General features: G+C 55.9%; 19 protein-coding genes. 17 read left to right on the plus strand and 2 right to left on the minus strand.

What is annotated here, in order from left to right:
• Positions 1-235 precede the first annotated feature (235 nt).
• The 3 genes from yfbV to ACCW71_RS04070 all read left to right on the plus strand — a co-directional run bounded on the left by yfbV (position 236) and on the right by ACCW71_RS04070 (position 2,001).
• Complete coding sequence (yfbV, locus tag ACCW71_RS04060; RefSeq protein WP_436369807.1) at positions 236-688, plus strand: terminus macrodomain insulation protein YfbV; 453 nt, start codon at positions 236-238, stop codon at positions 686-688.
• Positions 689-833: 145 nt separating this feature from the next.
• Positions 834-1,328 (plus strand): YfbU family protein, encoded by a 495-nt coding sequence (locus ACCW71_RS04065; protein WP_436369808.1) that lies wholly within the window; start codon positions 834-836, stop codon positions 1,326-1,328.
• A 13-nt stretch (positions 1,329-1,341) separates the two neighbouring features.
• Positions 1,342-2,001: a sugar phosphatase gene (locus ACCW71_RS04070; RefSeq protein ID WP_436369809.1), complete on the plus strand. Its 660-nt coding sequence runs from the start codon at positions 1,342-1,344 to the stop codon at positions 1,999-2,001.
• 29 nt (positions 2,002-2,030) lie between these two features.
• On the opposite strand, the gene yfbR is transcribed toward ACCW71_RS04070, so the two are convergent.
• Together yfbR and ACCW71_RS04080 are read right to left on the minus strand one after the other, a co-directional pair.
• A complete protein-coding gene (yfbR, locus tag ACCW71_RS04075; RefSeq protein ID WP_436369810.1) occupies positions 2,031-2,630 on the minus strand; it encodes a 5'-deoxynucleotidase in 600 nt (199 codons plus the stop codon).
• Between the two features lie 66 nt (positions 2,631-2,696).
• Complete coding sequence (locus tag ACCW71_RS04080; RefSeq protein WP_436369811.1) at positions 2,697-3,914, minus strand: pyridoxal phosphate-dependent aminotransferase; 1,218 nt, start codon at positions 3,912-3,914, stop codon at positions 2,697-2,699.
• Between the two features lie 959 nt (positions 3,915-4,873).
• Between ACCW71_RS04080 and lrhA the strand changes: the two genes are divergently transcribed.
• The 14 genes from lrhA to nuoN all read left to right on the plus strand — a co-directional run bounded on the left by lrhA (position 4,874) and on the right by nuoN (position 21,603).
• Entirely contained in the window at positions 4,874-5,797 is a 924-nt protein-coding gene (lrhA, locus tag ACCW71_RS04085; protein ID WP_436369812.1) for a transcriptional regulator LrhA, read from the plus strand.
• Between the two features lie 654 nt (positions 5,798-6,451).
• On the plus strand, positions 6,452-6,889 hold the full coding sequence (locus ACCW71_RS04090) for an NADH-quinone oxidoreductase subunit A (protein ID WP_033743372.1): 438 nt from the start codon (positions 6,452-6,454) through the stop codon (positions 6,887-6,889).
• A gap of 15 nt (positions 6,890-6,904) precedes the next feature.
• Positions 6,905-7,582 (plus strand): NuoB/complex I 20 kDa subunit family protein, encoded by a 678-nt coding sequence (locus ACCW71_RS04095; protein WP_003854245.1) that lies wholly within the window; start codon positions 6,905-6,907, stop codon positions 7,580-7,582.
• 113 nt (positions 7,583-7,695) lie between these two features.
• Positions 7,696-9,495, plus strand: coding sequence for an NADH-quinone oxidoreductase subunit C/D (nuoC, locus tag ACCW71_RS04100; protein WP_436369813.1), 1,800 nt, complete (start codon positions 7,696-7,698; stop codon positions 9,493-9,495).
• A gap of 2 nt (positions 9,496-9,497) precedes the next feature.
• On the plus strand, positions 9,498-10,013 hold the full coding sequence (gene nuoE / locus ACCW71_RS04105; RefSeq protein ID WP_436369814.1) for an NADH-quinone oxidoreductase subunit NuoE: 516 nt from the start codon (positions 9,498-9,500) through the stop codon (positions 10,011-10,013).
• 2 nt (positions 10,014-10,015) lie between these two features.
• The gene (gene nuoF, locus ACCW71_RS04110; RefSeq protein ID WP_436370163.1) at positions 10,016-11,356 is read left to right on the plus strand and encodes an NADH-quinone oxidoreductase subunit NuoF; all 1,341 of its coding nucleotides are present in this window, start codon (positions 10,016-10,018) and stop codon (positions 11,354-11,356) included.
• Between the two features lie 107 nt (positions 11,357-11,463).
• Positions 11,464-14,187, plus strand: coding sequence for an NADH-quinone oxidoreductase subunit NuoG (nuoG, locus tag ACCW71_RS04115; RefSeq protein WP_436369815.1), 2,724 nt, complete (start codon positions 11,464-11,466; stop codon positions 14,185-14,187).
• Positions 14,184-15,161: an NADH-quinone oxidoreductase subunit NuoH gene (nuoH, locus tag ACCW71_RS04120; RefSeq protein ID WP_436369816.1), complete on the plus strand. Its 978-nt coding sequence runs from the start codon at positions 14,184-14,186 to the stop codon at positions 15,159-15,161. The genes nuoG and nuoH overlap by 4 nt, the downstream gene beginning before the upstream one ends.
• Positions 15,162-15,172: 11 nt before the next feature.
• On the plus strand, positions 15,173-15,715 hold the full coding sequence (gene nuoI / locus ACCW71_RS04125; RefSeq protein ID WP_003854239.1) for an NADH-quinone oxidoreductase subunit NuoI: 543 nt from the start codon (positions 15,173-15,175) through the stop codon (positions 15,713-15,715).
• Positions 15,716-15,725: 10 nt separating this feature from the next.
• Positions 15,726-16,277 carry an NADH-quinone oxidoreductase subunit J gene (gene nuoJ, locus ACCW71_RS04130; RefSeq protein WP_436369817.1) on the plus strand — a complete coding sequence of 184 codons (552 nt, stop codon included), beginning with the start codon at positions 15,726-15,728 and terminating at the stop codon, positions 16,275-16,277.
• Positions 16,274-16,576, plus strand: a complete 303-nt coding sequence (nuoK, locus tag ACCW71_RS04135) for an NADH-quinone oxidoreductase subunit NuoK (protein WP_003854236.1) — start codon at positions 16,274-16,276, stop codon at positions 16,574-16,576. Before nuoJ ends, nuoK begins: the two co-directional genes overlap by 4 nt.
• Entirely contained in the window at positions 16,573-18,408 is a 1,836-nt protein-coding gene (nuoL, locus tag ACCW71_RS04140; protein ID WP_436369818.1) for an NADH-quinone oxidoreductase subunit L, read from the plus strand. Before nuoK ends, nuoL begins: the two co-directional genes overlap by 4 nt.
• Positions 18,409-18,618: 210 nt before the next feature.
• On the plus strand, positions 18,619-20,139 hold the full coding sequence (nuoM, locus tag ACCW71_RS04145) for an NADH-quinone oxidoreductase subunit M (RefSeq protein WP_436369819.1): 1,521 nt from the start codon (positions 18,619-18,621) through the stop codon (positions 20,137-20,139).
• Positions 20,140-20,145: 6 nt separating this feature from the next.
• Positions 20,146-21,603, plus strand: coding sequence for an NADH-quinone oxidoreductase subunit NuoN (gene nuoN, locus ACCW71_RS04150; protein ID WP_436369820.1), 1,458 nt, complete (start codon positions 20,146-20,148; stop codon positions 21,601-21,603).
• Positions 21,604-21,660: the final 57 nt, after the last annotated feature.

A 21,660-nucleotide genomic window follows, 5' to 3' on the forward strand; every position in this document is an offset into this window, starting at 1 on the left:
GAATTCTGCATTTCCGCAAAAAATTTCGGTAATCTTACGAAAAAATTTGAAGATCGCCTTGTCGAAACATGGCTCAAGCCTCTTCCCAAAGGCGCGTGCCGCTTCCAGAGAGGTGTTGAAACGGCGTCAGGATAGCCGGAGTCATCTTTAAAGACAAAAAGAATTGAAGGATGTCACGTAAAGTTGTGTGGTTATAACTATTTTTTAATCTTTACAGTATTAGTTGAGGTAAGCCATGGCGAATGAATCTGGCAGTACCAACTGGTTTCGCATGTTTCAGCGCGGACAGCACTATATGAAGACCTGGCCGGCTGACAAACGCCTGGCCCCGGTGTTCCCGGAAAACCGCGTCTCCTCGGCGACGCGCTTTGCGATCCGCTTTATGCCCCCTTTGGCGATTTTCACCCTGACGTGGCAGATCGCGATGGGCGGTCAGTTAGGCCCGGCGGTCGCGACCGCGCTGTTTGCCTGTAGCCTGCCGATGCAGGGGTTATGGTGGCTGGGCAAGCGTTCCATCACGCCACTGCCGCCGACGCTGCTGAACTGGTTCCATGAAGTCCGCGCCCGTCTGGAAGAGGCGGGGCAGGCGAATGCGCCGGTTGAGGGCAAGCCAACCTATCAGGCGCTGGCTGACCTGCTGAAGCGCGCTTTTAAACAGCTGGACCGTACCTTCCTCGACGATCTCTGACTTCTCTCCGGCTGGCGGTAAAATAATTACCGCTAACCTGCGACCAAATCAAAGAAAGGCGATACGACGATTTCCGTCTCGCTGACGCTGTGCAATCATTTCCGCATTGTCGATTAACTGAGCGGTCTCTGACCGGGAGTGAATGATGGAAATGACCCACGCGCAGCGCCTGATTCTTACCAACCAGTACAAAATCATGTCCATGCTGGAGCCGGAAAACGCCGAGCGTTTTCGCCGCTATCAGACCATCATCGAACGCGGTTATGCGTTGCAGATGCGTGAGCTGGATAAAGAGTTCGGTGAACTCAGCGAAGCGACCTGCCGCACCGTGATCGACATTATGGAGATGCATCACGCTCTTCATGTCTCCTGGTCAAACCTGAAAGATAAAGATCAGCTTGAAGAGCGGCGTCTCGCGTTCCTCGGTTTCGATGCCGCCACCGAGGCGCGCCTGCTGGGTTACGTCCGGTTTATGGTCAATACCGAAGGGCGCTACACCCACTTTGACTCCGGCAGCCACGGCTTTAATGCCCAGACGCCAATGTGGGAAAAGTATCAACGCATGTTAGCTTTATGGCAGACTTGTCCGCGCCAGTACCATTTAAGCGCAAACGAGATTGCGCAAGTGATTAATGCCTGATGAGGAGGAGCGCGTGACGTACAGAGGTTTTCTATTCGATTTAGACGGCACGCTGGTGGATTCACTGCCAGCGGTTGAACGAGCCTGGAGCCAGTGGGGTGCCCGCCATGGCATCGCGGCGGCGGAGATCCTGGATTTCATCCACGGCAAACAGGCGATCACCTCTCTGCGTCACTTTATGGCAGGTCAGTCGGAAGAGGCTATCCAGGCGGAGTTCGTGGCGCTGGAGCAGGCCGAGGCGGCTGACACCGAGGGTGTGCAGGCGCTGCCAGGCGCGGTAGCGCTGCTGAACCAGCTGAATGAATTGCAGATCCCCTGGGCGATTGTCACCTCAGGTTCGGTGCCGGTCGCCCATGCGCGCCACAAAGCGGCGGGCCTTCCGCAGCCTGCGGTGTTTATCACCGCGGAACAGGTGGCAAAAGGCAAACCGGAACCCGATCCCTATCTGCTCGGCGCAGAGAAGCTGGGCTTAGCGGCAAGCGCGTGCGTGGTGGCGGAAGATGCGCCAGCCGGCATTCTGTCCGGGCTGAACGCCGGCTGCGCGGTGATCGCAATCAATGCTCCGGCGGAGACGCCACGGCTGGATGAAGTGGCGCTGAAGCTCGAATCGCTGGCGTCGCTGGTGGTGAGCCGTGAAGCAGATGGTCGCTTTACCTTCCGCCAGCAGGCTTAAATATAACGCCGGCGGTCTGACCGCCGGTGTTACAGCGGCGTATCCTGCGAGATTTCATCCAGTGACAGGCTGAAGCTCGGAATAAACACTTCAACAAAGTAATCCATCTCCGGCGAGCGCCGGTCCGCTAAGGTCTTTTCCAGCCGCGCCTTAGCCAGTAAAAATTCGTTGTTACCGGCGGACAGCTCCTCGAGACATTTCACATAGGCACACAGCGCATCCGCCTGTTTCACCACCGCCTGCTCCTCGTCGCTGTGCAGGTGCTCATCAATCAGCGGACGGTAGATCGCCTGAAACTCCTCCGGCAGCATTTCAATCAGCTTCTGCTGGGCAATCTTCTCTATCTTTTTATATTCGTGGGCGATCTGCGCGTTGTAATACTTCACCGGAGTAGGCAGATCGCCGGTCAGCACTTCGCTGGCGTCGTGATAGAGCGCCAGCATGGCGATGCGGTCGGCATTAAGATTGCCGCTGAACTTCAGGTTTTTAATCACCGCCAGGGCGTGCGCCACCATCGCCACCTGCAAACTGTGCTCGGAGACGTTCTCGGTGCGCACATTGCGCATCAGGGGCCAGCGGTTGATCAGCTTAAGACGGGAGAGGTGGGCAAAGAAGTGGCTTTGAGTCATGAGCGTTCCTGTAGCAGGCAGGGGAGAGAGGCTCTCCCCAAATAGCGTCAGTATACGCGGGCCTGATTACTGACGATAGCCTTGCAGGAAGCGGCCAAATTTATTGATCGCCATCTCCAGATCGTCAACGCGCGGCAGCGTCACGATGCGCAGGTGATCCGGCCACGGCCAGTTGAAGGCGCTGCCCTGAACCAGCAGCACTTTCTCCTGTAACAGGAAATCCAGCACCATCTTCTGATCGTCGAAGATGTTGAATTTCTTCGCGTCAATTTTCGGGAACATATAGAGCGCACCCTGCGGCTTGACGCAGCTGACGCCAGGAATATCGTTGATCAGCTCCCAGGCACGCTGACGCTGCTCGTAGAGACGGCCGCCAGGCATAATAAATTCACTGATGCTCTGATAGCCGCCGAGCGCCGTCTGAATCGCATGCTGGGCCGGCACGTTGGCGCACAGCCGCATCGAAGCGAGCATCTCCAGCCCTTCAATATAACCTTTGGCATGTTTCTTCGGTCCGTTCAGCACCATCCAGCCCTGGCGGAAACCGGCCACGCGATAGGTTTTAGAGAGACCATTAAAAGTGACAGTGAGCAGGTCAGGGGCTAACGCGGCGATGCAGTGATGCTGCGCGTCGTCATAAAGGATCTTGTCGTAGATCTCATCAGCGAAAATGATCAGGTTATGCTGACGCGCAATTTCGACCACTTCTAACAGCAGCTCTTTGCTGTAGACCGCACCGGTAGGGTTATTCGGGTTGATAATCACGATGCCGCGGGTGCGGGGGGTGATCTTGCTGCGAATATCCTCCAGGTCCGGGAACCAGCCTGCGGACTCGTCACACAGATAGTGCACCGCTTTGCCGCTGGAGAGGGAGACCGCGGCCGTCCATAACGGATAGTCGGGCGCCGGCACCAGCATCTCATCGCCGCTGTTCAGCAGCGCCTGCATCGCCTGCACGATCAGCTCAGAAACCCCGTTGCCGATGTAGATGTCTTCTACCGTGACATCGCGCATCTCGCGCGCCTGGTAGTGCTGCATGATCGCTTTACGGGCGGAATAGAGTCCTTTGGAGTCGCAATAGCCCTGCGCGCTGGGAAGGTTTCGAATCACATCGACCAGGATCTCATCGGGCGCTTCGAAGCCAAACGGGGCCGGATTCCCGATGTTCAGCTTCAGAACTTTATTGCCTTCTTCTTCGAGACGTTTGGCCTCTTTCAGTACCGGGCCACGAATGTCATAACAGACGTTATCCAGTTTTGCGGATTTATCAATTTGAAAAGTCATTGTTGTCGCCTTAATGGGCAGAATCCTTTTGGCTGCCGCAGAAATCAATCCAGCACAATGTACTCTCCTCCCGGTCACAAATGAAGGGTAGTGCCAGGTTTTGGCGCGTTCACCAACTTTTTATCCAGCCAGTAGTGCAAAAGAGAATTGTCGCGCTAACAGCTGGTTAAATTCTCCAGATAAAAATAATCAGGCGCTATTTTCCTCTGTCTGACGCGGCGGGAGTCCGATCCGGTTTTTTCCACATTATGAAACATATTTGAGTCTTAAACGCCGGGAACCTTTCTTTGCATCTGCAATACATACCCGCTGAAATAGTTAAACGATATTTTATGAATGATTAATTATTAGACAATATTCAGGCGCAATAATGCCGCACGCCTTAACGCAGCTTAAGATTATCAGGGTTAAGGTGTTGTGATCGCCGGAGAAGTGCCAGAATCACGCCAGCCTGTTGCTGCGGATTTGAGCATTTCACGGCGTGACTTATCACTTCAGCCGCAGAAATCGGGATGCCGGAGGCGTAAAATATGATCAATAATGTGGCTTACAGGCGGGTAAAAGCCTTTAGCACAAAATTTACAGCGCTTTTCACAAAATCATTTCCATTTTGAAGTCAAAAATGATTAAGTATAATTTATTATTTAGTGCACTTTGCCGCTTCGTCTCCAGAGGCCACAAAACGCGCAATCTATCCCATCGATGCGTTTCTGGTGGGAAATAAGACAACTACGCAGCTTCCTGCATTCGCGCCCCGCGCCTTCGGTTCAGAAGTTGTTTCTGTCTTTATAGCACTGTGACCCTTTCAGATGAGTCAACAGCGCCGGCTCCAGAGTAGAATTTTTTATGTCAGTCTTCACAGGACTGTCATTGAGCACCATTACGGCTTATCACTTTGATCAGCCTGTAATAACACCAGGGTAGTAGTTCGTAAAAATCTTATAAGTGAAGAAAAAAACATGACTAATGCAAATCGTCCGATACTGAATCTCGACCTCGATCTGCTGAGAACTTTCGTCGCCGTTGCGGATCTGAACACCTTTGCAGCCGCCGCTGCGGCGGTATGCAGAACCCAGTCAGCAGTCAGTCAGCAGATGCAACGTCTGGAACAATTGGTAGGTAAAGAGCTGTTTGCCAGACATGGACGTAATAAGCTGTTAACCGAGCATGGGATCCAGCTATTAGGCTATGCCAGAAAAATCCTTCGTTTCAATGACGAAGCCTGTACCTCACTGATGTACAGCAATATCCAGGGTGTGCTGACCATTGGTGCTTCTGACGACACCTCTGACACCATTCTGCCGTTCCTGCTGAACCGCGTAACCTCGGTCTATCCAAAACTGGCTATCGACGTCCGGGTTAAACGTAATCCATTCATGATGGAGATGTTGAATCAGGGTGAAGTGGATCTGGTTGTTACCACCTCCAGCCCCGGTAATTTCACCTATCAGGTGCTGCGTACTTCACCGACCTTGTGGTACTGCGCAGCGGATTACATCTTCCAGCGCGGGGAAGCGATTCCATTGGTGCTGCTGGATGAGCCGAGCCCATACCGTGATATGGCGATCGACCATCTGAATGAAGCGGGTATCCCGTGGCGTATTTCGTATGTCGCCTCTACGCTGGCTGCGGTGCGTGCTGCGGTTAAAGCGGGATTGGGTGTCACTGCGCGTCCGGTTGAGATGATGAGCCCGGAACTGCGGGTGATGGGTGCGGCAGAAGGGCTGCCGGTATTGCCGGATACGCAATATTTGCTGTGCCGTAATCCTGACAGTGATAACGAACTGGCGCTGGCTATCTTTAACGCCATGCAGTCCACCAATGATCCCTACAACCTGAGCGCTAATCCCGATGGCGCACTGTTGCTGGATGACGAAGAGTAATTTCGCTAACGTGTTTCACCCTACACCGGCGATCCTGTCTTAACCGATCCTTATAAATAAGCCTCTCTTTCTATACGCAGAACGAGAGGCTTTTTTTATCCCTGTCTCTCTCCATCCCTTTCTGCGGCCATAATGCCAGCCTGCCGCCAATAGTTACCCACCGTAATAAATTCCATTCTGGACCTGATTGAAATTTACCCACCAAAAAATTGAACGCTTTGTTCCGAATCATCCGGTGCGATGGAGAAAATTAACGCAAAAAGGGCAAAAGTGTGTTCTGGATCAAGAAAATACCCCTGTTAAGGGGAAGGAAAACAGAGTGAGACCTGTCAAAATATGTTTGTTAAATGCACGATCCATGCGTGTAAATACCCGCTACACTAAAATTAACCCTACATACTGAAGCGATTTAGCTGGAAAGCGGGGCATCAATTGTTAATAATATGATGCAGGTGTGAAATAATGTTTGGATACTTTTGTCAAAGTTGACAAAAGGTTATCGAAAGGAGTAAAAAACCCCATAAAATTGCTGTTTATTAGGTTGAACAGCGACATTTGAAAGGTTTTTATCCTTCCCTTGAATCGATGTGGTCAGTTTGCTGCGGGAAACGCGAGCAGGATGCCAGCACCACTTTTGATGAGTAAGCAAAGAGTATGTCAACTACCACCGAAATTATCGCTCAGCACTGGGCGTTTATCGTCTTTATTGTCATCGCTTTTGGCCTGTGTGCTTTTATGCTGACCGGAGGATGGCTGCTTGGCGGCAGAGCCCGCGCCCGCTACAAAGATACGCCGTTCGAGTCGGGCATTGAATCCGTCGGTGATACTCATATCCGCCTGTCGGCAAAATTCTATCTGGTTGCGATGTTTTTCGTCATCTTTGACGTCGAAGCCCTCTTTTTATACGCATGGGCGACCTCAATCCGTGAAAGCGGCTGGGTCGGCTTTGTGGAAGCCGCAATTTTCATTTTGGTGCTGTTGGCGGGTCTGGTCTATCTGGTACGCATTGGCGCACTGGACTGGGCACCTGCCCGTCGTCGGGTGGTGGTTAAAACCACTACGGTCAGCCACACCAATCCTCATAAGCAGTAAAAGAGAGGCAATAAGATGGACTATACGCTCACCCGCATAGACCCGAACGGTGGTGAGAACGACCGTTATCCTCTGCAAAAGCAGGAAATCGTCAGCGATCCGCTGGAGCAGCACGTTCATCGCAGCGTCTACATGGGCAAACTCGAAAATGCCCTGCATGACATGGTGAACTGGGGACGTAAAAATTCCCTCTGGCCTTACAACTTTGGCCTGTCCTGTTGTTACGTTGAGATGACCACGTCGTTTACCGCGGTACACGACGTGGCGCGTTTCGGTGCTGAAGTTATGCGCGCCTCGCCGCGTCAGGCCGATTTCATGGTGATCGCCGGTACGCCATTTACCAAAATGGCGCCGGTGATTCAGCGTTTATACGACCAGATGCTGGAACCCAAATGGGTCATCTCTATGGGCGCCTGCGCCAACTCGGGCGGCATGTATGACATCTACTCGGTGGTGCAGGGCGTCGATAAATTCCTGCCGGTTGACGTGTATATTCCTGGCTGCCCGCCACGTCCTGAAGCCTATATGCAGGCGCTGCTGCTGTTGCAGGAGTCGATTGGCAAAGAGCGTCGTCCGCTTTCCTGGGTGGTTGGCGATCAGGGCGTTTACCGCGCCAACATGCCATCCGAGCGTGAAAGAAAACGTGGCGAGCGCATCGCAGTGACGAACCTGCGCAGCCCGGACGAAGTTTAAAACCGTATGGATGGACAACCGCGCCAGCAGCAGAACATCACAATTTAATGCATGGCCCCATCCTGACGCCTTCATTTGAGTGCCTGTGACCAGGCCGGAATGGTGAGTAACGTATGACAGATTTGACCACGCAAGATCTCGCTCAGCCTCTATGGCAAACCCGTGATCACCTGGATGATCCGGTGATCGGCGAGTTGCGTAACCGTTTTGGGCCGGATGCCTTTACCGTTCAGCCAACCCGCACCGGCATTCCGGTGGTCTGGGTCAAGCGTGAACAGATACTGGAAATCACCGAATTCCTGCGTAAATTGCCTAAGCCCTACGTCATGCTCTATGACCTGCATGGCGTGGATGAGCGTTTACGTACCCACCGCGCAGGCCTGCCTGCGGCGGATTTTTCCGTTTTCTATCACCTGCTGTCGATTGAACGCAATCGTGACATCATGCTCAAGGTGGCATTATCTGAAAACGATATGCACCTGCCGACCATCACCCGTCTTTTCCCGAATGCCAACTGGTATGAGCGCGAAACCTGGGAGATGTTTGGTGTCACCTTTGATGGCCACCCGCACCTGACGCGCATCATGATGCCGCCGACCTGGGAAGGGCATCCGCTGCGTAAAGATTATCCGGCGCGCGCCACCGAGTTCGATCCTTTCACGCTGACCAAGCAGAAAGAAGATTTAGAGATGGAGGCGCTGACCTTCAAACCCGAAGACTGGGGCATGAAGCGCAGCACCACCAATGAAGACTTCATGTTTCTGAACCTCGGTCCTAACCATCCCTCGGCGCACGGTGCGTTCCGCATCATTCTGCAACTGGATGGTGAAGAGATCGTCGACTGCGTGCCTGACATCGGCTACCACCATCGTGGTGCTGAAAAGATGGGCGAGCGGCAGTCCTGGCACAGCTATATTCCTTACACCGATCGCATCGAGTATCTCGGCGGTTGCGTAAACGAAATGCCTTACGTGCTGGCGGTGGAAAAACTGGCGGGCATCGTGGTGCCGGACCGCGTCAACGTGATCCGCGTGATGCTCTCTGAGCTGTTCCGCATCAACAGCCACCTGCTCTATATCTCGACCTTTATTCAGGACGTCGGCGCGATGACGCCGGTCTTCTTCGCCTTTACCGACCGTCAGAAAATTTATGACGTGGTGGAAGCGATCACCGGTTTCCGTATGCACCCGGCGTGGTTCCGCATCGGCGGCGTGGCGCACGATCTGCCGAAAGGCTGGGAACGCCTGCTGCGTGACTTCCTCGACTGGATGCCGAAGCGTCTGAAGGAGTATGACAAAGCGGCGCTGCGCAACAGCGTGCTGGTCGGTCGCTCCAAAGGTGTGGCCGCCTACAACATGGAAGAGGCGCTGGCGTGGGGCACCACTGGTGCGGGTCTGCGTGCCACCGGTCTCGACTTTGATGTGCGCAAATGGCGTCCCTATTCAGGCTACGAAAACTTCGACTTTGAAATCCCGGTGGGCTCAGGCGTCAGCGACGCTTACAGCCGCGTACAGCTGAAGATGGAAGAGATGTGGCAGTCACTGCGTATTCTGGAGCAGTGCCTCAACAACATGCCAGAGGGGCCGTTCAAGGCGGATCACCCGCTGACCACGCCGCCACCGAAAGAGCGCACGTTGCAGCACATTGAAACCCTGATCACCCACTTCCTCCAGGTCTCCTGGGGTCCGGTCATGCCAGCCAATGAATCTTTCCAGATGATTGAGGCGACCAAAGGGATCAACAGCTACTACCTGACCAGTGATGGCAGCACCATGAGTTACCGCACCCGCGTGCGTACGCCGAGCTTCCCGCATCTGCAACAGATCCCGTCGGTAATTCGTGGCAGCCTGGTATCCGACCTGATCGTCTATCTGGGTAGTATCGATTTTGTTATGTCAGACGTGGACCGCTAATTATGCACGATCAACACATTGCCATTAAAACGATCGACCCTAACGAGGTCTTCGTGCTGAGCGCGGAAGAGCATCACGCCATTGAGCACGAAAAACACCACTATGAAGATGCGCGTGCAGCCTCGATTGAAGCACTGAAAATTGTGCAGAAGCAGCGCGGCTGGGTGCCGGATGGCGCTATCCATGCCATCGCTGAGGTGCTGGGGATCCCGGCCAGTGACGTTGAAGGGGTGGCGACATTCTACAGCCAGATCTTCCGTCAGCCGGTGGGTCGCCACGTAATCCGTTACTGCGACAGCGTGGTCTGTCATATCACCGGGTATCAGGGCATTCAGTCCGCGCTGGAGCAGGAGCTGAAGATTAAGCCTGGCCAGACCACGGCGGATGGCCGCTTTACGCTGCTGCCTACCTGCTGTCTGGGCAACTGCGATAAAGGCCCAACCATGATGGTGGATGAAGATACCCATGTCCATCTGACGCCGGAAGGCATTCCTTCTTTGCTGGAGCAGTATCAATGACAATAAAACAGATCATTCGTACTGCTGAAACCCATCCGCTGACCTGGCGGATGCGTGACGATAAGCAACCGGTCTGGCTTGAGGAGTACCGCAGTAAAAACGGCTATGCCGGTGCGGAAAAGGCGCTCAACAGCATGTCACCGGATGAGATCGTGGCGGCGGTTAAAGACTCAGGTCTGAAAGGACGCGGCGGCGCGGGCTTCTCCACTGGACTGAAGTGGAGCCTGATGCCGAAAGATGAGTCGATGAACATCCGTTACCTGCTGTGTAACGCCGATGAGATGGAGCCAGGCACCTATAAAGATCGCCTGCTGATGGAGCAGATGCCCCACCAGCTGGTGGAAGGGATGCTGATCAGCGCCTTTGCGCTGAAGGCTTACCGTGGCTACATCTTCTTACGCGGCGAATATATTGAAGCGGCGGTTCATCTGCGCCGTGCGATTGCCGAAGCCACCGAAGCGGGCTATCTCGGTAAAAATATTCTCGGTACCGGTTTTGACTTTGAGTTGATTGTGCACACCGGCGCGGGCCGCTATATCTGCGGCGAAGAGACGGCGCTGATTAACTCGCTGGAAGGCCGCCGCGCTAACCCGCGCTCTAAACCGCCATTCCCGGCGAGTGCGGGCGTGTGGGGCAAACCGACCTGCGTCAATAACGTCGAAACCCTTTCCAATGTCCCGGCGATTCTGGCTAATGGCGTGGAGTGGTACAAAGGCATCTCTAAAAGCGACGACGCCGGCACCAAAATGATGGGCTTCTCCGGCCGGGTGAAAAACCCTGGCGTCTGGGAACTGCCGTTCGGCATTACCGCGCGTGAAATCCTTGAGGATTATGCGGGCGGGATGCGTGACGGACTGAAGTTCAAAGCCTGGCAGCCCGGCGGGGCAGGGACCGACTTCCTGACCGATGAACACCTCGATCTGCCGATGGAATTTGCCAGCATTGGCAAAGCGGGCAGTCGTCTCGGTACGGCGCTGGCGATGGCGGTCGATCATGAGATCAACATGGTTTCGCTGGTGCGCAATCTGGAAGAGTTCTTTGCCCGTGAGTCGTGCGGCTGGTGTACGCCATGCCGTGACGGCCTGCCGTGGAGTGTGAAAATTCTGCGTGCGCTGGAGCAGAAGCAGGGTCAGCCGGGGGATATTGAAACCCTGCTGCAACTCTGCCGTCAGCTTGGCCCGGGTAAAACCTTCTGCGCCCACGCCCCCGGCGCGGTTGAGCCGTTGCAGAGCGCCATTAAATATTTCCGTGAAGAGTTTGAAGCTGGCATTGCGCCGCAGGTGTTTGGTAATACCCGCTCGATTGGCGGGATTCAGCCAAACCTGCTGAAAGCGCGCTGGTAATTCGCCGCCGCACACGGAACAGGCCTGGTGCCGCCGTCCCGACCCGGTGTCGGGGCAAGAATATGATTAACGCTCGTCTCTGACGAGCCTTACGGAAGCATGTCACTATGGCTACAATCCATGTAGACGGTAAAGAGTATGATGTGAACGGAGCGGACAACCTGCTACAGGCGTGTCTCTCTCTGGGCCTTGATATTCCTTATTTTTGCTGGCATCCGGCGCTGGGAAGCGTTGGGGCCTGCCGCCAGTGCGCGGTAAAGCAATTCCAGAATGCCGAAGATACCCGCGGCCGACTCGTCATGTCCTGCATGACGCCGGCCTCTGACGGCACATTCATCTCCATCGATGATGGCGAAGCGAAAGAGTTCCGCGAAAGCGTGGTGGAGTGGCTGATGACCAACCACCCGCACGACTGCCCGGTGTGTGAAGAGGGCGGTAACTGTCACCTACAGGATATGACAGTGATGACGGGCCACAGCTTCCGCCGCTATCGCTTCACCAAACGCACCCACCGCAATCAGGATCTCGGTCCGTTCATCTCTCATGAAATGAACCGCTGTATCGCCTGTTACCGCTGCGTGCGTTACTACAAAGATTATGCCGATGGCAAAGATCTGGGTGTCTACGGCGCGCACGACAACGTCTATTTCGGTCGCCCGGAAGATGGCACGCTGGAGAGCGAATTCTCCGGCAACCTGGTCGAAATCTGCCCGACCGGCGTCTTCACCGATAAAACCCACTCTGAACGCTATAACCGTAAATGGGATATGCAGTTCGCGCCGAGCATCTGCCAGCAGTGCAGCGTCGGCTGTAACACCAGCCCCGGTGAGCGCTACGGTGAGCTGCGTCGTATTGAGAACCGCTACAACGGTACGGTAAACCACTACTTCCTGTGTGACCGTGGTCGCTTTGGTTACGGTTACGTGAACCGCACAGATCGTCCACGCCAGCCGATGCTGCTGCGCGGCAACGACTGGGTGACGCTGAACGCCGAACAGGCGGTCAATGCGGGTGCCGATCTGCTGCGTCAGGCGAAAAAAGTGATCGGTATCGGCTCGCCACGCGCCAGCGTTGAAAGCAACTTCGCGCTGCGTGAACTGGTGGGCGCGGAAAACTTCTCAACCGGTATGCCAGCCGATGAGCAGGCGCGGCTGGAACTGATGCTGAAAGTGTTGCGCGAAGGCGGGATCTACACGCCATCGCTGCGCGAGATCGAAAGCTACGACGCGGTGCTGGTTCTGGGTGAAGACCTGACTCAGGTGGGTGCGCGCGTGGCGCTCTCGGTGCGTCAGGCGGTGAAAGGTAAAGCGCGTGAAATGGCCGCTGCCCAGAAAGTGGCAGACTGGCAGATCGCCGCGATCCTTAACATCGGTCAGAATGCGAAACACCCGCTGTTTGTCACCCACGTTGATGAAACCCGTCTGGATGACATCGCCGCCTGGAGCTATCGCGCGCCGGTGGAAGATCAGGCGCGTCTCGGCTTCGCCATCGCCAATGCGCTGGATGAAACCGCGCCGGCAGTGGCTGATTTCGACAGCAGCCTCAACGGCAAAATGGATGTTATCGTCCAGGCATTAGCGGGTGCGAAAAAGCCGCTGATCATCTCCGGTACTCATTCCGGCAGCAGCGCCATGATTGAAGCTGCGGCTAACGTGGCGAAAGCGCTGAAAGCGCGCGGTGCCGATGTCGGCATTACGCTGCTGGCAGGCGCGGCAAACAGCATCGGACTCGGCCTGATGGGCGGCAATCCGCTGGAGCACGCGCTGGAGCAGCTGAGCAAAGGTGAAGCTGACGCGCTGGTGGTACTGGAAAACGACCTCTATCGCCATGCGCCGAAAGCGCTGGTCGATGCGGCTCTGGCCCAGACCACTAACGTGATTGTGGTGGATCATCAGCGTACCGCCACGCTGGAGAAAGCGGGTCTGGTGTTATCCACCGCCAGCTTCGCCGAAAGCGACGGTACTTCAATCAACCATGAAGGTCGCGCCCAGCGTTTCTTCCAGGTTTACGATCCCGCTTACTACGACAACAGCGTAGTGATGCTGGAGAGCTGGCGCTGGCTGCACTCGCTGCACAGCACGCTGGAGAGCCGTCGGGTGGACTGGACCCAACTCGATCATGTGATCGACGCCGTGGTTGCCCGCCTGCCGCAGCTGGCCGGCATCAAGGATGCGGCACCGGATGCCAGCTTCCGTATTCGTGGTCAGAAACTGTCACGTTCTCCTATCCGTGCCAGTGGTCGTACCGCGGCTCGCGCCAATATCAGCGTGCACGAACCGCGTCAGCCACAGGATCAGGACACCATGTTCGCCTTCTCAATGGAAGGGAACAACCAGCCCTCGGCACCGCGTTCGCAGATTCCGTTTGCCTGGGCGCCGGGCTGGAACTCACCGCAGGCGTGGAACAAATTCCAGGCTGAAGTGGGCGGTCACCTGCGTCATGGCGATCCTGGCGTACGTCTGTTTGAAGCCAGCACTGCACAGCTGCCGTGGTTCAGCAGCGTGCCTGCGGCGTTTGTCAGTGACGCACAGTGGCGCGTGGCTCCGCTTCATCGCTTGTTTGGCAGTGAAGAGATGTCGCAGCGTTCCCCGGTGTTCCAGCAGCGTATGGCCGAGCCTGCGCTGGTGATTAACCCGGAGGATGCGGCGAAACTGGGCGTCAACAACGGCGCTGCGGTGGAGTTCAGCTGTGCCGGTGAAACGCTGCGTCTGCCGGTCCGCTTCTCGGCATCGCTTCAGGCGGGACAGATTGGTCTGCCGCTCGGCATGCCGGGTATTCCGCCATTCCTGGCGAACGGAAAAATCGACACACTGCGGGAGGCGGTACAATGAGCTGGTTAACCCCGGGCGTTATTGACATTCTGCTGGCGATTGTTAAAGCCATCGTCATTCTGCTGGTGGTTGTGGCCTGCGGCGCGTTTATGAGCTTCGCCGAGCGTCGTCTGCTCGGCCTGTTCCAGAACCGTTATGGACCGAACCGCGTCGGCTGGGGCGGCTCGCTCCAGCTGGTGGCGGATATGATCAAGATGTTCTTTAAAGAGGACTGGGTTCCTCCCTTTACCGACCGCTTTATCTTTACCCTGGCACCGGTTATCGCCTTCGTATCGCTGCTGCTGGCGTTTGCCATCGTGCCGGTTTCGCCCACCTGGATGGTGACAGACCTGAACATCGGTCTGCTGTTCTTCCTGATGATGGCGGGTCTGGCGGTCTACGCGGTGCTGTTTGCCGGCTGGTCGAGTAACAACAAATACTCGCTGCTGGGTGCCATGCGCGCCTCGGCGCAGACCCTGAGCTACGAAGTGTTCCTGGGACTGTCGCTGATGGGTGTGGTGGCGCAGGCGGGCTCGTTCAATATGAACGATATTGTCAACAGCCAGACCCACCTGTGGAACATCATTCCGCAGTTCTTCGGCTTCGTGACCTTCTGTATTGCTGGCGTGGCGGTGTGTCACCGTCATCCTTTCGACCAGCCAGAAGCGGAGCAGGAACTGGCGGACGGGTATCACATTGAATATGCCGGGATGAAGTTCGGCCTGTTCTTTGTTGGCGAATATGTGGCGATTACCACCGTGTCAGCGCTGATCGTGACGCTGTTCTTTGGTGGCTGGCATGGCCCATTCCTGCCGCCGTTCATCTGGTTCGCCCTGAAAACGGCGTTCTTTATGATGATGTTCATCCTGATCCGTGCGGCGCTTCCGCGTCCACGTTATGACCAGGTGCTGTCGTTCGGCTGGAAGGTGTGTCTGCCGTTGACGCTGTTGAACCTGCTGGCAACCGCCGCAGTGATTCTCTACACAGCGCCGTAAGGGGTTAGCAAATGACTTTAAAAGATATTGTCGTTGGTTTCGGCACGACAGTTCGCAGTATCTGGCTGATAGGCCTGCACGCCTTCGCCAAACGTGAAACCCAGATGTACCCGGAAGAGCCGGTCTATCTGCCACCGCGCTATCGCGGCCGTATCGTGTTAACCCGCGACCCGGATGGTCAGGAGCGTTGCGTCGCCTGTAACCTGTGCGCCGTCGCCTGTCCGGTGGGCTGTATTTCGCTGCAAAAAGCGGAAACCAAAGATGGCCGCTGGTACCCGGAGTTCTTCCGCATCAACTTCTCGCGCTGCATCTTCTGCGGCATGTGCGAGGAAGCCTGTCCGACCACGGCGATTCAGCTCACTCCCGACTTCGAACTGGGTGAGTTTAAGCGTCAGGATCTGGTCTATGAGAAGGACGATCTGCTGATTTCGGGTCCGGGTAAATACCCGGAGTACAACTTCTACCGCATGGCAGGTATGGCGATTGACGGTAAAGATAAGGGCGAAGCGGAAAACGAAGCGAAGCCTATCGACGTCAAAGGCTTATTACCTTAAGGAGCAAGGCATGGAATTTGCGTTTTATCTTTGCGGACTGGTGGCGGTACTGACGACGTTGCGCGTCATTACCCACACTAATCCGGTACATGCGTTGCTGTACCTGATCGTTTCGCTGTTGTCGATTGCCGGCGTCTTCTTCTCTATGGGTGCCTATTTCGCCGGTGCGCTGGAGATCATCGTTTACGCCGGGGCCATCATGGTGCTGTTCGTCTTCGTGGTGATGATGCTGAACCTGGGCAAACAGACCGAGAAGCAGGAGCGCGAGTGGCTCAGCCCGTCTCTCTGGATCGGACCGGGCATCGTCTCTTTACTGCTGCTGGTGGTGCTGGTCTACGCCATCCTCACCGCTAACGATCAGGGTATCGATGGCACCATTATCGACGCCAAAGCGGTCGGTATCAGCCTGTTCGGTCCTTACGTGCTGGCGGTTGAGCTGGCGTCGATGCTGCTGCTGGCGGGTCTGGTGGTGGCATTCCACATCGGTCGTGAAGAGCGGCAGGGCGAAGTGCTGAGTAACCGCCCGACTGACACCGCACAAGCGAAAAAGGAGAGCGCATGATCCCGTTACAACATGGATTGATTCTTGCCGCCGTGCTGTTTGTCCTTGGACTGACCTCGCTGGTGATACGCCGCAATCTGCTGTTTATGCTGATCGGCCTTGAAATCATGATCAATGCCGCCGCCTTAGCGCTGGTGGTCGCGGGGAGTTACTGGGGTCAGGCCGATGGACAGGTGATGTATATCCTGGCGATCAGCCTGGCTGCGGCGGAAGCCAGTATTGGTCTGGCGCTGCTGCTTCAGCTCTATCGTCGTCGTCAGACGCTGAACATTGATACTGTGAGCGAGATGCGCGGATGAATCTTCTCTATTTAACTGTCTTGTTTCCGCTGATCGGCTTTCTGCTGTTAGCGTTTTCCCGTGGCCGCTGGTCAGAAAATCTGTCGGCCACTATTGGGATGGGATCGGTAGGTCTGGCCGCCCTGACCACCGCGATGATCGGTTTTGACTTCTTCGCCAACGGTCAGCAAGCCTATACTCAGGCGCTCTGGACCTGGATGCATGTCGGCAACTTTGACATGAAGGTCAACCTGACGCTGGATGGCCTGTCGCTGACCATGCTGTCGGTGGTGACCGGGGTCGGCTTCTTTATCCATATGTTCGCTTCCTGGTACATGCGCGGTGAAGAGGGTTACTCCCGCTTCTTCGCCTATACCAACCTGTTTATCGCCAGCATGGTGGTTCTGGTACTGGCGGATAACCTGATGCTGATGTATCTGGGCTGGGAAGGGGTAGGGCTCTGCTCCTATCTGCTGATCGGTTTCTACTACAGCAACCCGGAAAACGGCAAAGCGGCGATGAAGGCGTTTATCATCACCCGCGTCGGCGACGTCTTTCTGGCGTTTGGTCTGTTCATTCTCTACAACGAGCTGGGCACGCTGAACTTCCGTGAGATGATGGCGCTGGCGCCTGCGCACTTCGCGGCCGATAACCATATGTTGCAGTGGGCAACCCTGATGCTGCTGGGCGGCGCGGTCGGTAAATCGGCGCAGCTGCCGTTACAGACCTGGCTGGCCGATGCGATGGCCGGTCCGACGCCAGTTTCAGCGCTGATCCACGCCGCGACCATGGTAACGGCGGGTGTCTACCTGATCGCCCGCAGCCACGGTCTGTTCCTGCTGACGCCGGAAGTGCTGCATCTGGTTGGAATTGTCGGGGCGATTACCCTGGTGCTGGCGGGCTTTGCCGCGCTGGTGCAGACCGACATCAAGCGCGTGCTCGCTTACTCCACCATGAGCCAGATTGGTTATATGTTCCTGGCGCTGGGTGTTCAGGCGTGGGATGCGGCGATTTTCCACCTGATGACCCACGCCTTCTTTAAAGCGTTGCTGTTCCTCTCCTCCGGTTCAGTGATTCTGGCCTGCCACCATGAGCAGAACATCTTTAAGATGGGCGGCCTGCGGAAGAGCATTCCGCTGGTTTACACCTGCTTCCTGGTGGGCGGCGCGGCGCTGGCGGCACTGCCGCTGATCACCGCGGGCTTCTACAGTAAAGATGAGATCCTGTTTGGCGCACTGGCCAACGGTCACATCAACCTGATGGTTGCCGGTCTGGTGGGCGCTTTCCTGACCTCAATCTATACCTTCCGCATGATCTTCATCGTGTTCCACGGCGAAGAGAAGATTCACGCGCATGCCGGTAAGGGCATTACCCATCATCTGCCACTGATTGTGCTGCTGCTGCTCTCCACCTTTATTGGTGCGCTGATTACCCCACCGCTGGCGGGCGTGCTGCCAGCCAGTGAGCCGGGAGAAGCGGGCAAAGTGGCACTGGAAATCACCTCTGGTGTCGTAGCGATTGTCGGCATTCTGATCGCTGCCTCGCTGTGGCTGGGCAAACGTGAGCTGGTCACCCGGATCGCCAACAGCGCACCAGGCCGTTTCTTCGGCACCTGGTGGTTTGCGGCCTGGGGCTTCGACTGGCTCTACGACAAAGTGTTCGTTAAGCCCTATCTGGGTATCGCGTGGCTGCTGAAACGCGATCCACTGAATGGCCTGATGAACCTGCCTGCGCTGCTGTCACGCATTGCCAACAAAGGTCTGGTAGTGAGTGAGAACGGCTACCTGCGCTGGTACGTTGCGTCGATGAGTGTCGGTGCCGTGGTGGTACTGGCCCTGATGCTGGTGATTTAAAGATTGATGAGCGGGGCAGGTTAGTTAATCTGCCCATTGAGAATGTCAAAAATTGTCCTGAGCAAGGGCGTTATCGTCGCAGCCAGTTTGGTTACCGCCAGCGCGCAGCAACCGGAGCATACCGAGGTATGCGAGGATTGCGAGCACTGCCGGGAATCAAAATGGCAAGTAAGATAGCCCGAACTAAGACAAAGAAAAGGGAAGTGTGCCGTGTTATTACCTTGGCTAATTATCATACCCTTCGTCGGTGGTCTGATTTGCTGGCTGACTGAGCGCCTTGGCGCAAAAGTGCCACGCTGGATCGCACTGATCACCATGGGGCTGACGTTGGCGCTTTCGCTGCAACTCTGGTTGCAGGGAGGCTATTCACTGACGCAGGCAGCGGGCATTCCGCAGTGGCAGTCAAGTTTCTCCGTGCCGTGGATCCCACGTTTCGGCATCAGCTTCCATTTAGCCATTGATGGCCTGTCGCTGCTGATGGTGGTGCTGACCGGCCTGCTCGGTCTGATGGCCGTACTCTGCTCCTGGAATGAGATTTCAAAGTATCAGGGCTTCTTCCATCTGAACCTGATGTGGATCCTGGGCGGCGTTATCGGTGTGTTCCTCTCCATCGATATGTTCCTGTTCTTCTTCTTCTGGGAAATGATGCTGGTGCCGATGTACTTCCTCATCGCGCTCTGGGGTCATAAAGCCTCTGACGGTAAAACCCGTATCACCGCCGCCACCAAGTTCTTCATCTATACCCAGGCGTCGGGTCTGGTGATGCTGATTGCGATTCTGGGTCTGGTGTTTGTTCACTACAACGCCACCGGCGTCTGGACCTTTAACTACGAACAGCTGTTGCAGACGCCGATGTCCAGAAACGTCGAATATCTGCTGATGCTGGGCTTCTTTATCGCCTTCGCGGTAAAAATGCCGGTGGTACCTTTGCATGGCTGGCTGCCGGACGCGCACAGTCAGGCACCGACCGCAGGTTCCGTTGACCTGGCCGGTATTCTGCTGAAAACCGCGGCCTATGGCTTACTGCGTTTCAGCCTGCCGCTGTTCCCGAACGCCTCTGCCGAGTTTGCGCCGATTGCCATGTGGTTAGGCATCATCGGTATCTTCTACGGTGCCTGGATGGCGTTCTCGCAGACCGATATTAAACGTCTGATCGCCTACACCTCGATTTCGCACATGGGCTTTGTGCTGATTGCCATCTACACCGGCAGCCAGCTGGCGTTGCAGGGCGCGGTGATCCAGATGATTGCGCACGGTCTGTCAGCCGCAGCACTCTTCATCCTCTGTGGTCAGCTCTACGAGCGTCTGCATACCCGTGACATGCGTCAGATGGGTGGCCTCTGGTCGCGCATCAAATGGATTCCGGGTCTGTCGCTGTTCTTTGCCGTCGCCAACCTCGGTATGCCGGGCACCGGTAACTTCGTCGGTGAGTTTATGATCCTGACCGGCAGCTTCCAGGTGGTACCGATGATTATCATCATCGCCACCTTTGGTCTGGTGTTCGCCTCGGTCTACTCGCTGGTGATGATGCAGCGCGCTTACTACGGCGAAGCGAAATCGAAAGATCCGCTGCCGGGCATGTCGCCGCGTGAGTTCCTGACCATCGGTGTGCTGGTGGTACTGCTGGTGCTGCTGGGCGTCTATCCACAGCCGATTCTGGATACTTCGCACGCTGCCATGAGCAATATTCAGCAGTGGTTTACCGCTTCAATTTCAACTACAAGGCCGTAATTCGCCATGACAATAACTCCTCAACAATTGATCGCGTTGCTGCCGCTGTTAATCGTCGGATTGACGGTGGTGGTTGTGATGCTGTCCATTGCCTGGCGACGCAACCACTTCGTTAACGCCACGCTAACGGTGGTTGGCCTGAACCTGGCGCTGCTCTCTCTCTATTTTGTCGGCCAGGTCGGGGCGATGGATGTCACGCCGCTGCTGCGTGTCGATGGCTACTCAATGCTCTATACCGGTCTGGTGATGCTGGCGAGTCTGGCAACCTGTACCTTTGCTTATCCGTGGCTGGCGGGCTTCCCCGACAACAAAGATGAGTTCTATCTGCTGGTGCTGATTGCGGCGCTGGGCGGTATCGTGCTGGCCAGCGCTAACCATCTGGCGGCGCTGTTTATCGGAATTGAGCTGCTGTCACTGCCGCTGTTTGGTCTGATTGGCTACGCCTTCCGCCAGAAACGTTCGCTGGAAGCGGCGCTGAAATATACCATTCTGTCGGCGGCGGCTTCGTCGTTCCTGCTGTTTGGTATCGCGCTGATCTACGCTGACTCCGGCAACCTGAGCTTCGTAACGCTCGGCAAGAGCCTGACCGACAGCATGATCCAGGAGCCGCTGTTGCTGGTGGGTCTGGGCATGATGATTATCGGTCTTGGCTTTAAACTTTCGCTGGTGCCGTTCCATCTCTGGACGCCGGACGTCTATCAGGGTGCGCCTGCACCGGTCTCAACCTTCCTGGCCACCGCCAGCAAGATTGCGATTTTCGGTGTCATCATGCGTCTGTTTATGTACGCGCCGGTGACCGACAGCGAAGCGGTTCGCACCGTGCTGGGCATTATCGCTTTCGTGTCGATTCTGTTCGGTAACCTGATGGCGATTTCGCAGAGCAACATCAAGCGTCTGCTGGGTTACTCGTCTATCGCTCACCTCGGTTATCTGCTGGTGGCGCTGATTGCGGTGAAAGATCATCAGCTTTCGCTGGAGACCTCAGGCGTTTACCTGGCTGGGTATCTGTTCAGCAGCCTGGGTGCCTTTGGCGTGGTCAGTCTGATGTCCAGCCCGTATCGTGGCCCGGATGCGGATTCACTCTACTCCTATCGCGGTCTGTTCTGGCATCGTCCGGTGCTGTCAGCGGTGATGACGGTGATGATGCTGTCGCTGGCGGGTATTCCGATGACACTGGGCTTTATCGGTAAATTCTACGTGATCGCCTCCGGCGTCAGCGCACACCTCTGGTGGCTGACCGGTGCTGTCGTCGCGGGTAGTGCGATTGGCCTCTACTACTATCTGCGTGTGACGGTGAGTCTCTACCTCAGCCCGCCGGAACTGCACACCCGTGATACGCCAGCCAACTGGGCCTTCACCGCCGGTGGGGTGGTGGTGCTGATTTCCGCCATTCTGGTGCTGCTGTTAGGGGTCTACCCGCAGCCGCTGATCCGCCTGGTGCAGATGGCTCAGCCACTGATGTAAGCAGGTAACTGCGAATGATGAATCAGGCCTTCGGGCCTGATTTTTTTTGCCTGTCAG

The organism is Pantoea sp. C2G6, assembly GCF_051336815.1.
In the GTDB taxonomy this organism is placed as follows: domain Bacteria; phylum Pseudomonadota; class Gammaproteobacteria; order Enterobacterales; family Enterobacteriaceae; genus Pantoea.